The sequence below is a fragment of the Modestobacter sp. VKM Ac-2979 genome, from assembly GCF_026967995.1.
GTDB lineage: Bacteria > Actinomycetota > Actinomycetes > Mycobacteriales > Geodermatophilaceae > Modestobacter.
Map to the genome: position 1 here is coordinate 244,998 of NZ_JAPVBO010000004.1, position 13,402 is coordinate 258,399.

Genomic DNA, 13,402 nt, shown 5'->3' on the forward strand with positions numbered 1-13,402 from the left:
TCCCGGACGGTGACCAGACTCGGTGACCTGCGGGAGGGCGAGACGAGGAGGTCGGCGGTGCTGCGCTGGTCCGCGCTCGGCCTGGCGGCGCTCATCGCCGCGTGGCTGGCCGCCGAGGTCTGGCGGGACGCGGGTGCGTTCGCGTTCCTGCTGCTCGGGCTGCCGGTCGTCGTCTGCCTGGTCGCGGTGCTGACGTCGCGCAGCCGGTACGCCCGGTGGGTCACCTGGGCTGCCGCGGCGGTCGTGCTCGGCTGGTCACTGGTGCTGGGCCTGGGGATCGGCCTGTTCTTCCTGCCGGTGGCGTTCGTGCTGGCGGCCGCCGCTGCCCGGGACGACCCGGCCCGGCAGGACCCGGCAGGGAGCCGCCCGCTCAGGCGCTGAGCGGCTCCACCGCGGCCACCCGCTCCCGGGCCGCCCGCACGATCGGCGACTCGCGCACCCGGGCCGGCACGGCCAGCGCGGTCTGCCGGAACGCCCGGAGGCCGGCCGTCGCCGCGGCGTCGGTGAGCCCGAACCCGGGCAGCCCGTAGAGCCGGCGGGCCCAGCCGGGCAGCGTCGCCGCGCCGAGCGAGGCCAGCGTGCTCCACGCCGGCCGGGCCGGGGTCAGCACCTGCACCCAGCCGGGCATCGGTGGCAGGAGGATGAAGCGGGAGGCGGTGCGCGCCGCGGGTGTGACGGCCAGCTGGGCGCGGACCCGGTCGAAGTAGGCGTCCAGCTCGGCGACCGTGCGCGGCACGTCGGCCTCCTCGCAGCCCACCAGCACCGCGGCGACCACCTGCTCCTCGACGTACCGGTCGGCGTCGGCGTCGGTCAGCGGCACCCCGGCCCGGCGGGCGGTGGACAGCAGTGACTCGACTTCGCAGTTGTGCACCCACAGCAGCAGGTCGGCGTCGTCGACGTTGAAGTGCCGTCCGGTGGTCTCCTCGACCCCGGACTTCCCCCGGTGCAGCCCGCGTACCCGGCGCACCTGCCGGAGGGCGTCCCGTCGGGTGCCGAAGGACAGCGTCGCCACGTACTCCGCCGTCCGGGTCAGGCGCGCCCAGGGGTCGGTGGCGAAGGCCGTGGAGAACTGGTGGACGCCGCCCATCGCCACCGGGTGCAGGGCCTGCAGCAGCAGCGCCCGGATGCCGCCCACGGAGAACGCCGGGTCGCTGTGCACCCGCCAGGTGACGCTGTCCGGCCCGAAGAAGCCGAGCAGGTCCTCCCGCTCGGTGAAGTCGTTGATCGACGGGGTCGGCCTCATCGCACGGCCCCGGCGGTGTCGTCGTCGGCGGCGGCCGACGAGCCGTCCGGGTCGCTCCAGAAGGTGACCAGCACCTGCAGGGTGCGGGAGGGGTTCTCGATGGCGGGGGAGTGCACCGCCTGCGGGATCACCTCGTGCCGGGCGCGCAGCCGGGCCGCCATCTCCGCCTGGACCGCGGGGCTCCACGCGTCGTCGGCGACGCCGTGGGTGACCAGCACCGGCACGCCGGTCGCGGCCAGCTCGGCCACCCGGTCGGGCTCGGCGAGCATCGCGTCGGCCATGCCCAGCAGCCCGGCGGCGGTGTTGGCCAGGAAGCGGCGGGTGAGGAACTCCCGGGTCGGCGCGGGCACCGCCTGCGCCCGCGGATCGGTCATCGCCAACTGGTCCAGGGTGTCGCTGACCAGCTGGACGCCGCCGGCCTCCAGCAGCGGGGACAGGTGGTCCAGCATCTCGGCCCGGGGGCCGGTCAGCGCGGCAGGGCCGCTGCCCAGCAGGGTGAGCGTGGCGAACAGCGTCGGCTCGGCGAGCACCGCCGCCCGGGCGACGATGCCGCCGAAGCTGTGCCCGAGCAGGTGCACCGGGCTGCCCGTCTCGGTGTGCAGCTGCCGGGCGACCGCGACCACGTCGGCCGCGAGGTCGGCCACCGAGTACTGCGCCGGGTCGTCCGGGCCGGGCGACTCGTACTGCCCGCGCTGGTCCATCGCCACGGCCCGCACGCCGGCCTCGCCCAACGGGGACAGCAACGGCGCGAAGTCCTCCTTGCTGCCGGTGTAGCCGGCCACCAGCAGCACCGTCGGCCCGTCGCAGGCGCCGGTGTCCAGGGCGGCCAGCGGGCCGGAACGACCGGGGAAGGTCACCCGGGCTGCCTCGTGCACCGCCAGCTGGCGGAGGTCGTCGGGGGCGGTGTGTTCGGAGCCTCCAGGCAGGACCATGCCCCGAGTGTGCCTCGCCGTGCGGCCCCGCGCCGCAGTGCGTGACTACGTGTGTGCGAGCACCGCGGTGTCGGTGGCGTAGACGACGATCGGGCCGACCAGCGACGTGCGCCCCCCGGCCGGGACCTCGTCGGCGGTGGACCAGCGCTGCAGCTCCGTCCCGTCGGCGAGGCTGCGCTGCACGAACGCCCCCGCCTCGGGCACGGTGACGGCCTCCTCACCGGTGGCGGGCAGCCCCAGGGCGGGCACCTGCCACCGTGGCAGCCCGGTCGTCTGGTCCAGGGCCAGCACCTGGCCACGTGCCCAGAGCAGGGCCACGTCGGCGACGCCGACCTGCTGCAGCGGCTCGGTGCCGGCGTCCTGGCCGGCCGGCAGGGCCGGCAGCTCCACCTCGGTCAGCAGCGCGCCGTCGGCGGGGGAGAGCACGTGCACCCGGTCGCCGACGACGACGTCGACCAGCCGGTCGACCCCGGCCAGTCGGGCGGTGTCGCTGCCGACCTCGAGGTCGCGGGTCCAGACGACGTCGCCGGCGAACCCGTCGAGCAGACGGACCTGCACCGCAGCGAGGCCGCTGCACCGCTGCAGCACGACGACGCCGGAGCTGCCGACGTCGGACCCGACGATCCGGCAGCCCTCCGGCGGCGCGTACCGCCAGCGGGTGTTGTCGCCGACCGGGTCGATCGTGACGATCCCCGTGGGGCTGCTGGCGAGCAGGATCTGATTCGTGGCGGCCAGGTCGACGTCGGTGCGGAACCGGACGTTGCGGTACCACTCCCGGGCGCCGGTCGAGGCGTCCAGACCGGTCAGCTCGTTGCAGCGCCCGGTGGTGCGGAAGGCCACCACCACGATGCCATCGACCGCGGTCGCGTCGCAGAGGGTGGCGTTGGCCCGCCGGTAGTGCCACGCCTCCTCACCGGTCGCGGCGTCCAGCACGGCCACCCCGCGCTCGTCGGTGACCAGCACCCGGCCGCCCTGCACCGCCTGCCGCGGTGCCGGGCCGGTGGGCGCCGCCCACGCCTGGGCGAGCTGGGCAGCCGGTGCCTCATCGGGGACGGCGGCCGGCTCCGCCGTCGTGCGGGAGGTCGCCGAGACGTCGGAGGTGCGCCACAGCAGGACGGCGACGGCGGCCACCACGAGGGTGACCGCCGCCCACACCCACACCCGCAGGGGCGGGCCGAGAGACCTCACGGAAGACCTGCTCCTGACGCGGTGACCTGCTCGTCCGGCCCGCCTCCAGGGGGGAGGAGGCGGGGCCTCTCTCAGGCTGCGGACTCGGAGCCGCCGCTGCCGCCGCGGCCACCGCGCCGACGACGTCGCCGCGGCCGGCCGCCGCCCTCGCCGCCGTCCGTGGACCCGGTCACGGCGGGGGCGTCCCCGTCGGTCGCCGAACCGTCCATCGCCGCCGCGGCACCCGCGGCGGCGGCGCCGTTGCCCCGGGTGCGCTGCCGCGGGCGGCTCTTGGGCGGTCCGACCGTGGGCTTGTCGTCCTCGGCGGTGGGGCTGGTGCGGCCGGGGCCGGCGGAGGTGCCGCCGGTGCGCTGGCGCTTGCCGGTCTCGCCGAGGTCCTCGAGGGTCTCCGCGCCCAGGCCCTCGCGGGTCCGCTGCGCGCGGGGGAGCCGCCCGGTCGCCGTCGTCGGGACGTCGAGGTCGGTGTACACCCACGGCGAGGTGGAGTAGGTCTCCGGCGGCTCGGCGAAGTCGAGGTCCAGCGCCTTGTTGATCAGCTGCCAGCGGGGGATGTCGTCCCAGTCGACCAGGGTGACGGCGACGCCGGTGCTGCCGGCCCGGCCGGTGCGGCCGATCCGGTGCACGTAGGTCTTCTCGTCCTCGGGGCACTGGTAGTTGACGACGTGGCTGACGCCGGTGACGTCGATGCCGCGGGCGGCGACGTCGGTGGCGACCAGCACGTCGACCTTCCCGGCCCGGAAGGCGCGCAGCGCCTGCTCGCGGGCGCCCTGGCCGAGGTCACCGTGCACGGCTGCCGCAGCGAACCCGCGGTCGACGAGCTCGTCGGCGACCTTCTGCGCGGTGCGCTTGGTGCGGCAGAAGACCATCACCAGGCCGCGGTCGCGGGACTGCAGCACCCGGGACAGCAGCTCGGGCTTGTCCAGGTTGTGCGCCCGGTAGATGAACTGCGTGGTCTGCGGGACCGTCGAGCCCTCGTCGTTGCCGTGCGCCCGGATGTGCGTGGGCTGGCTCATGAACGACCGGGAGAGCGTGACGATCGGGCCGGGCATCGTCGCGGAGAACAGCATCGTCTGCCGCTTGTCCGGGACCATCGCCAGGATGCGCTCGATGTCGGGCAGGAAGCCCAGGTCGAGCATCTCGTCGGCCTCGTCCAGCACCAGGCCGCGGACCTTGCCCAGGATCAGGTGACCCTGCTGGGCGAGGTCGAGCAGCCGGCCGGGGGTGCCGACGACGACCTCGACGCCGGCCTGCAGCGCGGCCACCTGCGGCTCGAAGGCACGCCCGCCGTAGATGGCCTGCACCCGGATGCCGCGCTTGGCGCCGGCGGCGGCCAGGTCCCGGGAGACCTGCACGCACAGCTCACGGGTCGGGACGACGACCAGCGCCTGCGGGACGCCGTCACCGCCCTCAGCCGCGGGGACGACGCGCTGCAGCAGCGGGACGCCGAAGCCCAGCGTCTTGCCGGTGCCGGTACGGGCCTGCCCGATGAGGTCGTTGCCGGCCAGGGCGAGCGGGAGCGTCAGCTCCTGGATGGCGAAGGTGCGGTGGATCCCGACCTCGGCCAGCGCGGCCACGATGTCGGGGTGCACGTCGAAGTCGCTGAACAGCGGGCTGTCGGGGGCGACGGGCGCGCCACCCAGCTCCTCGACCTGCTGCTCGAGCTCCTCGGGGGCGGGCGCGCCGGTCTCGGCGTGCTCCAGCTCCGGAGCGGCGGGGGTGCTGCTGGCGGTGGGGGTGTTCTCGGTGGAGGTCAGTTCTCTCGCCTCGGTCTGGTGGGGGACCGCGGTGCGTCGTCGGTGCCTGAGCTCGGTCTCGAGCTCCGGCGTTGCCCGACTCGCTCGCCGGTCCCGGGGTCGGTTCCGGGATGTTCGATCCAAGCGCCGACGCGGCCAGCAGACCGGGCGTCGAGTGCAGACTGCCCGGGAGACGGCCCTCGGGGGGCCGGCCTCGAGGAGGTGATCCGGCGGTCATCAGCGCACACGGAGGTTGCGCAGGAACAACGAGCCTGGCGGCTCGCCGATTCCATCCTAGCGTGACCTGCCCGTTAACCTCGCTGCGCTGCCGTGCGACACGGGCGCCGAGGGCGTCGAGCGGCCGCCGGCGGCGCGCTCGGAGCGCCGCTGGGCATGAGGAGGGGGAACCGTGATCAGCGTCGAGGAGGGCTCCGGCCGACCGGCCGGTCAGCCGGCGGTGATCGACCTGCTGGGCGTGCTGGCCTACGCCGAGCTGACCGCGTTCGACCGGCTCGCCGAGGACGCCCGGCTGGCGCCGACCCTCGAGGGCCGGGCCGCCCTCGCCCGGATGGCGGCGGCCCAGATCGGGCACCACGAACGGCTCACCCAGCGGCTGCGCGAGCTCGGCGTGGACGTGGCCCAGGCGATGACCCCGTTCGTCGCCGCGCTGGACGCCTTCCACGACGGCACCCGGGCCAGCACCTGGCTGGAGGGGCTGGTCAAGGCCTACGTCGGTGACGGGTTGGCCACCGACTTCTACCGCGAGGTCGCGGCCTTCCTGCCGCAGCCGGATCGCGCGCTGGTCGAGGAGGTGCTCGACGACACCGGGCACGCCGACTTCGCGCTCCGGGAGGTCCGGGCCGCCATCGCGGCCGACCCCACGCTCGGTGGCCGGCTGGCGCTGTGGGCGCGACGGTTGGTCGGTGAGGCGCTGACCCAGTCCCAGGCGGTCATCGCCGAGCACGACCAGCTGGCCGACCTGCTCATCGCCGGCACCGGGGACCTGACCGGGGTCGCCCGGCTGCTCCAGCGGCTCACCGCCGCGCACTCGGTCCGGATGCAGGCCCTCGGCCTCAACCCCTGAGGGGCCCGGGACGTGCGACAGGGCGCCGCCGCGGTGCGGCGACGCCCTGTCGGCGTCCGTGCGGTCGATCAGCTGCTGATGAAGCCCACCCGGCGCTGGTCGGCCTCGGCGATCTCGACGTAGGCGATCCGGTCGGTCGGGACGACGATGCGCCGACCGCGTTCGTCCACCAGCGTGAGCAGGCCGTCCTTGGACCCGGTCATGGCCTTGGACACCTCGGCCGCGATCTCGTCCGGGCTCTTGGGGCTGTCGATGACCAGCTCACGGGGGGAGTGTTGGACACCGATCTTTACTTCCACGCGGGGATGCCTCCTCAGGTCCGGCTACTGGCCACCCACGCTAGTCCAGCCCGGTGGGAGGCGGCCGGTCCAGCGGGTCCGCCGTCAGCGAACGTCGGCGGTCAGTCGGTGTCCTCGCGCAGCGGGAAGCCCGACATGCCGCGCCAGCCCAGGGACGACGCGAGGGCCACGGCCTCGTCCCGGGACAAGGTGCCCTTGCGGGCCAGCCACCACCGCGCGCTCGTCTCGGCCAGCCCGGTCATCCCCGCGGACAGCAGCAGCGCCCGCTCGGGGTCCGCGCCGGTCTCCATCGCGATGACCTCGGCGATGGCCTCGATGCACTGCCGGGCGCCGCGGTCGGCGATCCGCCGGACGTCGGGGTCGTTGCGCAGGTCGGACTCGAACACCAGCCGGAACGCCTCGCCGTCGGCGTCCACGAAGTCGAAGTAGGCACCGACGGCGCCGTTCACCCGCTCGCGGTTGTCCTCCGTGCCCGCCATGGCCTCGCGGACCCGGTCGGTGAGCTCGTCGACCTGCTGCTCCAGCAGCGCCAGGTAGAGCTCCCGCTTGCCCGGGAAGTGCTGGTAGAGCACCGGCTTGCTGACCCCGGCCCGATCGGCGATGTCGTCCATCGCCGCGGCGTGGAAGCCCTGGGCGACGAAGACGTCCTGCGCGGCCCGCAGCAGCTGCAGCCGCCGGGCACCCCGCGGAAGGCGGGCGGTGCGACGGGCGGCCGGCGGCGCGGGCACGGGTACGGGTCGGCTGGGTCGCATGGCCCGACGATGTTACCGGCGCGCCGGGCGGAGGACGTCCCACCCCGGCCGGTCGCGGCAGAGGGGTCGGCGCGGTGTTCTACCGTCGGGTAGGTGACCGACGCCCGGCTGTCCTCGGTGCCGCTGCCGCGGCCCGGTGCCCTCCTCCCACCCTGGCCCGGTGCGATGGTGCCGGTCACCGGCGGCGAGGTCTTCGTCCGGCACACGCCCTGGTGCGGCCCGCTGCCCGGCAGCGACCCGGTCGAGGGGGAGGCGCCGCACGAGCGGGCGCTCTACGTCCACGGCCTGGGTGGCGCCTCGACCAACTGGACCGACCTGGCGGCCTTGCTGGCCGTCCGGTTCGACGGCTGGGCGCTGGACCTGCCCGGGTTCGGCCAGTCGGCGCCGCCGCCCCGCTACTCCATCCACCGGCACGTCCAGGCCGTCGTCGACGTCCTGGAGTGGATCATCGCCCGGCCCGGCCCCGGGCAGGGTCGTCCCGTGCACCTGGTGGGCAACTCGCTCGGCGGCCTGGTCAGCGTGTGGGTCGCCGCCCGCCGGCCGGACCTGGTCGCCACCCTCACCCTGATCTCCGCGGCCATGCCGGTCTACCGGGTGCCGGCGGCGTTCGACCGGGCGATCGCGCTGGTGCTGCTGCCCGGCGTCCCCGCGCTCGCCGAACGGCGGCTGGCCGGGGCGAGCCCCGAGCAGCGCGTCCGCGGGCTGCTGCAGATGTGCTTCGGCGACCCGAGCCGGGTGCCGCCGGAGCGGGTCGCGGAGGCGGTGGAGGAGACCCGGCGGCGGGACGAGCAGCCCTGGGCGGGTCAGGCGCTCACCCGCAGCCTGCGCGGTCTGATGAGCTCCTACCTGCGGGTGGGACGGGCGAACGCCTGGCGGATGGCCCGGTCGGTGCGGGCGCCGTCCCTGGTGGTGTGGGGTGACCGGGACAGGCTGGTCGACCCCGAGCTCGCACCGCGGCTGGCCGAGGTGCTCCCCGACGCCCGGTTGCAGGTGCAGGCGGGCATCGGGCACCTGGCGATGCTCGAGGCACCGGAGCCCACGGCCCGCGCGGTGCTCGGTCTGGCCGAGGACGCCGCCGGTGACCTCGCGACCGACCCCGTCGGCGGGGACGACCTCCCGGCCGGACAGGTGTGACCGGCGGTCCGGGAACGGCGCCGCGCCCGGCCGACGTCCTCCCGGAGGTCGGGGCGTCATGAGAGCCTGGCCGCCGTGACGAGCTCGGGACCCCGCCCGTCCGGACGGCGCCCGGGAGGCGAGCCGCTGGTCGCCCGCCGCGACCCCGCCCCGTCCGCACGTCCCGCCGTGCTGCCGCGCGGCCGGTTCCGCATGTTCGTCCGCCGGTACGGCTGGCGGGCCTATGCCGTGCCGCTGCTGGCCATCGCGACCGTGATCGCCCTGATCGACGTCGTCCGGCCGGGTGGTGGCGAGAGCCCCACCCCGACGTCAACGGCCGAGGCCGCCGTCGACGCGTCCGCGCCGGCCACGCCGATCGCCCCGCAGGTCACCGAGGCCCAGGGCGAGGGGGTGCCGGCCGAGGTGTCCAGCACCCCGACGGCGCCTTCGGAGACCGTGCCCGCGGCGCCGACCTACGTCGAGCAGGGCACCGGGAGCGTGAGCGTGGTCGACGGCACGTCCACGGTGTACGGCACCGGGCCGCTGGAGCGCTTCGTCGTGGAGGTCGAGGACGGCATCGGCGTCGACGGCGCCGCGTTCGCCACCGCGGTCGAGGACATCCTCGGCGACCCCCGGTCCTGGGGCGCCGGCGGCCGGCTGTCCTTCCAGCGGGTGGGTGCTGCCGAGGCCGCGGCCGGCGCGTACGAGTTCCGGGTCAGCCTGGTCAGCCCGGGCAGCATGGAGATCTACTGCCCGGGCGTCGGCACCGGCGGCTACACGTCCTGCCGCTACGGCGAGCGGGCGGTGATCAACCTGGCCCGCTGGGAGACCGCCGTCCCCGACTACGGCGGGGACGTCCCCACCTATCGGCAGTACGTGGTCAACCACGAGGTCGGGCACGCCCTCGGCAACGGCCACGAGCAGTGCCCCGGCGCCGGGCAACTGGCCCCGGTGATGCAGCAGCAGACCCTCGGCCTGCAGAGCTGCGTGAAGAACGCCTGGCCGTTCCCCTCGTGACCCTGCGGCCAGGGGCCGTCCGTCGGCAGCGCCGAGCCGTGCGCAGCCGTGCGGATCACCCCGCGCCCAGGGCCGTTCCGGAGAGGCTCCCGCGGGTCTAGGGTCACTGCCGGTGCGCCGGGAAGCCTGGTCGGCAGTCGTGTTCCCGACTGCGATCGGAGGGCCCCGATGCCCACCTCTCCCACTGCCGTGCCCGCGCTGCGCGCCGAGCACCTGAGCAAGCGCTTCTCCCGGACCGTCGCCGTCGACGACCTGTCGCTGTCGGTGCCACCCGGGGAGGTCTTCGGCTTCCTGGGCCCGAACGGGGCCGGCAAGTCCACGACGATCCGGATGGCGCTGGGGCTGCTGCGCCCCTCCGGTGGCCACGTCGAGGTGTTCGGCGTCCCGGCACACGACGTCGGCCGAGCCCACCGGCACCTGGCCTACGTCCCCGCGGACGTCGCGCTCTGGCCGGCGCTGACCGGGCGGGAGTGCCTGGACCTGCTCGCCGGCGTCGGTCCGGGCACCGACCTGGACTACCGGGCCGAGCTCCTGGAGCGGTTCGCGCTCGACCCGGACCGGCGGGCCCGCACCTACTCCACCGGCAACCGGCAGAAGGTCGCGCTGATCGCCGCCTTCGCCACCCGCGCCCCGCTGCTGGTCCTGGACGAGCCGACCAGCGGGCTGGACCCGCTGATGGAGCGGGAGTTCCGCCGCTGCGTGACCGAGGCGGCCGGGCGCGGCCAGACGGTCTTCCTCAGCTCGCACCAGCTCGCCGAGGTCGAGGCGGTCTGCGCGCGGGTGGGCATCCTGCGCCAGGGCCGGCTGGTGGAGGTCGCCGGGTTGCCGGAGCTGCGGCGGCTGCGCCGCAAGGAGATCAGCGTCACCCTGGCTCGTCCGGCTGCCGCGGGAGCCGGCCTGGCCGGGGTCGACGGCGTCGCCGACCTGCGGTGGAGCTCACCGCTCGAGCTGACGATGACGCTGGCCGGCCCGCCCGCCCCGGTGCTGCGTGCGCTGGCCGACCTGGACGTCGTCGCCCTCGACGTGCGGGAGCCCTCCCTGGAGGAGCTCTTCCTCGACTTCTACGGGGACACCGCCGGCGACCGCCGGTCCGCCGGCGAGGAGGTGCGGGCATGACCACCGGCACCGCGCCCGCCCCGACGGCGGCCGCGGCCGGGTGGACGCCGGAGCCCGGTCCGGCCGGCCGGGCGGTGACCGCACTGGCCGTGCGGTCGGTCCGTCGCGGCGCCGTCCTGGTCACCGCGGTCGCCGCCGGGATGCCCGCGCTGGTCGCGGTGCAGCACCGGCAGCTGGACCAGGAGCTGGCCGGGGCGTCGCTGGCGGCGCTGGCGGAGAACCCGGCCATCCGCACCCTGTTCGGCCCGCCGGTCGCCCTCGACGACCCGGGCGGCTTCACGGTGTGGCGCACCGGCACGGCGATCGCGGTGCTCGTCGGCGTCTGGGCGGCGCTCGCGGCGACCCGGGTGACCCGGGGCGAGGAGGAGACCGGCCGCTGGGACCTCCTCCTCGCCGGCCCGTCGCGGCTGCCGGCGGTGCTGCTGCGGCACCTCGCCGTGCTGCTGGGCGCGAGCGCGCTCGTCGGCGTCTCGGCGGCCGCCGGCCTGGTGCTGGCCGGCACCGCCACGACCGGCGCCGTGCTGTTCGGCGCGCTCATCGGTGGCACCGGGATGGTGGGCGCGGCGCTGGGCGCGCTCGCCGCCCAGCTGCTGGCCGAGCGCCGGGCTGCGGCCGGTCTGGCGGTGGGGGTGCTGCTGGCCGGTCTGCTGGCGCGGATGGTCGCCGACGGGGTGCCCGCGCTGGGCTGGCTGCACTGGCTGAGCCCGTTCGGGCTGCTGGGCCGCAGCGCCCCGTTCGCCGCCGACCGGGTGCTGCCGCTGCTCGTGCTGGCCGCTGCGGTCGCCGTCCTCGTCGCGGCGGCAGCGACGGTCTCCGCACGGCGGGACGTCGGCAGCGGACCGTGGCGCCGGCCCGGCGCCGTCCGGCCCGGCGCCCGGCCGCTGCGGTCCCTCCCCGGGCTGGCGGCCCGGCACACCGGTCGGCCGGTGCTGGGCTGGGGTGCGGCGGTGGTGGCCTACTTCCTGCTCATCGGGCTGCTGGCCACGACGATGACCGACTTCCTGACCGAGAACCCGCGCTTCGCCGAGCTGGCCGCCCAGGCCGGCTTCGCCGAGCTGGGCAGCGTCCGCGGCTACGTGGCCTCGCTGTTCTCCCTGCTGGCCGTGCCGGTCGGCGCGTTCGTCGCCAGCCGGGTCGCCGCCACCGCGGCCGACGAGGTCGCCGGCCGGTTGACGCTGCTCTACTCGCTGCCGGTGCGCCGGATCCGCTGGCTGGCCACCGAGCTGACCGGGGTGGCCGTCGGTGCCGTGGCGCTCACCGGTGCGGCCGGGCTGGCGACCTGGCTGGGCGCCACCTGGGTGGGCGCCGACCTGTCCGCGGGTGCCGCACTGGCGGGGGTGTCCACCGTGCTGCCGGTGGTGGCGGTGTGCCTGGGTGCGGCGGTCGCGGCGCTGGCGTGGGCGCCGGGCGCCGTCCTGCCGCTGGGGGTGCTGCCGGCCGCCGGCGGCTACCTGCTGCTGGTGCTCGCCGACACCCTGAGCTGGCCGGGCTGGGTCCGCGGAGTGTCGCCGTTCGCCCACCTGGCGGCCGTGCCCGCCGAACCGGTGGACGTGCCGGGGCTGGTCGGGCTGCTGGCCGTCGCCGCGGCGCTGACCGCCGGGGGGCTGGCCGGCTACCGGCGCCGCGACCTGCGGGGATGACCCCGGGGGCGGATGCGGGAAGAGGGCGGCGTGCCACGCTGTTGGGCAGTGCAGGACACCGGCCTCTGGAGCCGGTCAGCCCTGTGACCACAGCCGTGAGGAGCGCTCCGTGCAGTTGCCACCCCTGGTGGAGCCCGCCGCCGACCTGTCGATCGACGAGGTCCGCCGCTACAGCCGCCACCTGATCATCCCCGACGTCGGGATGGACGGGCAGAAGCGGCTCAAGAACGCCAAGGTGCTGGCCGTCGGTGCCGGTGGCCTCGGCTCGCCGGTGCTCATGTACCTGGCCGCGGCCGGTGTCGGCACGCTCGGCATCGTCGAGTTCGACACCGTCGACGAGTCGAACCTGCAGCGCCAGATCATCCACGGTCAGTCCGACGTCGGCCGGTCCAAGGCCGAGAGCGCCCGCGACTCGATCAAGGAGATCAACCCGCTGGTCGACGTGCGGCTGCACGAGACCCGGCTGGACTCCTCCAACGTCGAGGAGATCTTCAGCCAGTACGACCTGATCGTCGACGGCACCGACAACTTCGCCACCCGCTACCTGGTGAACGACGCCTGCGTGCTGCTGGACAAGCCGTACGTCTGGGGCTCGATCTACCGGTTCGACGGCCAGGTCTCGGTCTTCTGGAACGAGCACGGGCCCAACTACCGCGACCTCTACCCGGTGCCGCCGCCGCCGGGGATGGTCCCCTCCTGCGCCGAGGGCGGTGTCCTGGGCGTGCTCTGCGCGACCGTCGGCGCCATCCAGGCCACCGAGGCGGTCAAGCTCATCACCGGCATCGGCGAGACGCTGCTCGGCCGGCTGATGGTCTACGACGCCCTGGAGATGACCTTCCGGGAGATCAAGGTCCGCAAGGACCCGGAGGGCGAGCCGATCACCGGCCTCATCGACTACGAGGCGTTCTGCGGCGTCGTGTCCGAGGAGGCCCAGGAGGCCGCCGCGGGTTCGACGATCACCGTCGACGAGCTCAAGGACATGATGGACGCCGGCAAGGACTTCGAGCTGATCGACGTCCGGGAGCCCAACGAGTACGAGATCGTCTCCATCCCGGGCGCGAAGCTGATCCCCAAGGACGAGATCCTGTCCGGCCGGGCGCTGGCGCAGCTGCCGCAGGACAAGCCGATCGTGCTGCACTGCAAGACCGGTGTCCGTTCGGCCGAGGCGCTCGCCGCGGTCAAGAACGCCGGCTTCAAGGACGCCGTGCACGTCCAGGGCGGCGTGACCGCGTGGGCCACGCGCATCGACAAGGCGCTCCCCACCTACTGAAAGGACCTCGTCTCC

The 13,402-nt window shown here is 75.3% G+C and carries 13 protein-coding genes; 7 read left to right on the forward strand and 6 right to left on the reverse strand.

Going from position 1 to position 13,402, the window contains the following annotated elements:
• Positions 1-9 precede the first annotated feature (9 nt).
• Positions 10-381 (forward strand): hypothetical protein, encoded by a 372-nt coding sequence (locus O2W15_RS13250; protein WP_269179750.1) that lies wholly within the window; start codon positions 10-12, stop codon positions 379-381.
• On the opposite strand, the gene O2W15_RS13255 is transcribed toward O2W15_RS13250, so the two are convergent.
• From O2W15_RS13255 to O2W15_RS13270, 4 genes are all read right to left on the reverse strand, one after another.
• Positions 371-1,243 carry an oxygenase MpaB family protein gene (locus O2W15_RS13255; RefSeq protein WP_269179751.1) on the reverse strand — a complete coding sequence of 291 codons (873 nt, stop codon included), beginning with the start codon at positions 1,241-1,243 and terminating at the stop codon, positions 371-373. The genes O2W15_RS13250 and O2W15_RS13255 overlap by 11 nt on opposite strands.
• Positions 1,240-2,175: an alpha/beta fold hydrolase gene (locus O2W15_RS13260; protein ID WP_269179752.1), complete on the reverse strand. Its 936-nt coding sequence runs from the start codon at positions 2,173-2,175 to the stop codon at positions 1,240-1,242. Before O2W15_RS13260 ends, O2W15_RS13255 begins: the two co-directional genes overlap by 4 nt.
• Positions 2,176-2,220: 45 nt before the next feature.
• Positions 2,221-3,363 (reverse strand): outer membrane protein assembly factor BamB family protein, encoded by a 1,143-nt coding sequence (locus O2W15_RS13265; protein ID WP_269179753.1) that lies wholly within the window; start codon positions 3,361-3,363, stop codon positions 2,221-2,223.
• Positions 3,364-3,434: 71 nt separating this feature from the next.
• Positions 3,435-5,240 (reverse strand): DEAD/DEAH box helicase, encoded by a 1,806-nt coding sequence (locus O2W15_RS13270; protein ID WP_269179754.1) that lies wholly within the window; start codon positions 5,238-5,240, stop codon positions 3,435-3,437.
• 265 nt (positions 5,241-5,505) lie between these two features.
• On the opposite strand from O2W15_RS13270, the gene O2W15_RS13275 reads away from it, so the two are divergent.
• Positions 5,506-6,180 carry a ferritin-like fold-containing protein gene (locus tag O2W15_RS13275; RefSeq protein WP_269164595.1) on the forward strand — a complete coding sequence of 225 codons (675 nt, stop codon included), beginning with the start codon at positions 5,506-5,508 and terminating at the stop codon, positions 6,178-6,180.
• Between the two features lie 68 nt (positions 6,181-6,248).
• Here O2W15_RS13275 and O2W15_RS13280 read toward each other — a convergent pair whose 3' ends face one another.
• Both O2W15_RS13280 and O2W15_RS13285 read right to left on the reverse strand, forming a co-directional pair.
• Complete coding sequence (locus tag O2W15_RS13280; RefSeq protein WP_036340369.1) at positions 6,249-6,479, reverse strand: DUF3107 domain-containing protein; 231 nt, start codon at positions 6,477-6,479, stop codon at positions 6,249-6,251.
• A 101-nt stretch (positions 6,480-6,580) separates the two neighbouring features.
• A complete protein-coding gene (locus tag O2W15_RS13285; protein WP_052091612.1) occupies positions 6,581-7,231 on the reverse strand; it encodes a TetR/AcrR family transcriptional regulator in 651 nt (216 codons plus the stop codon).
• Positions 7,232-7,324: 93 nt separating this feature from the next.
• On the opposite strand from O2W15_RS13285, the gene O2W15_RS13290 reads away from it, so the two are divergent.
• The 5 genes from O2W15_RS13290 (at position 7,325) to moeZ (ending at position 13,387) form a co-directional block, all read left to right on the forward strand.
• Positions 7,325-8,365: an alpha/beta fold hydrolase gene (locus O2W15_RS13290; RefSeq protein WP_269179755.1), complete on the forward strand. Its 1,041-nt coding sequence runs from the start codon at positions 7,325-7,327 to the stop codon at positions 8,363-8,365.
• 75 nt (positions 8,366-8,440) lie between these two features.
• Positions 8,441-9,361, forward strand: a complete 921-nt coding sequence (locus O2W15_RS13295; RefSeq protein WP_269179756.1) for a DUF3152 domain-containing protein — start codon at positions 8,441-8,443, stop codon at positions 9,359-9,361.
• A gap of 168 nt (positions 9,362-9,529) precedes the next feature.
• Positions 9,530-10,477 carry an ABC transporter ATP-binding protein gene (locus O2W15_RS13300; protein ID WP_269179757.1) on the forward strand — a complete coding sequence of 316 codons (948 nt, stop codon included), beginning with the start codon at positions 9,530-9,532 and terminating at the stop codon, positions 10,475-10,477.
• Positions 10,474-12,117, forward strand: coding sequence for a hypothetical protein (locus O2W15_RS13305; RefSeq protein ID WP_269179758.1), 1,644 nt, complete (start codon positions 10,474-10,476; stop codon positions 12,115-12,117). The genes O2W15_RS13300 and O2W15_RS13305 overlap by 4 nt, the downstream gene beginning before the upstream one ends.
• 109 nt (positions 12,118-12,226) lie before the next feature.
• On the forward strand, positions 12,227-13,387 hold the full coding sequence (moeZ, locus tag O2W15_RS13310; RefSeq protein WP_164702321.1) for an adenylyltransferase/sulfurtransferase MoeZ: 1,161 nt from the start codon (positions 12,227-12,229) through the stop codon (positions 13,385-13,387).
• Positions 13,388-13,402: the final 15 nt, after the last annotated feature.

Coding starts and splice junctions, on each gene's coding strand:
- O2W15_RS13255 (WP_269179751.1), bottom strand. CDS start 1,243: ATGAGGCCGACCCCGTCGATCAACGACTTCACCGAGCGGGAGGACCTG.
- O2W15_RS13260 (WP_269179752.1), bottom strand. CDS start 2,175: ATGGTCCTGCCTGGAGGCTCCGAACACACCGCCCCCGACGACCTCCGC.
- O2W15_RS13285 (WP_052091612.1), bottom strand. CDS start 7,231: ATGCGACCCAGCCGACCCGTACCCGTGCCCGCGCCGCCGGCCGCCCGT.
- O2W15_RS13300 (WP_269179757.1), top strand. CDS start 9,530: ATGCCCACCTCTCCCACTGCCGTGCCCGCGCTGCGCGCCGAGCACCTG.
- O2W15_RS13305 (WP_269179758.1), top strand. CDS start 10,474: ATGACCACCGGCACCGCGCCCGCCCCGACGGCGGCCGCGGCCGGGTGG.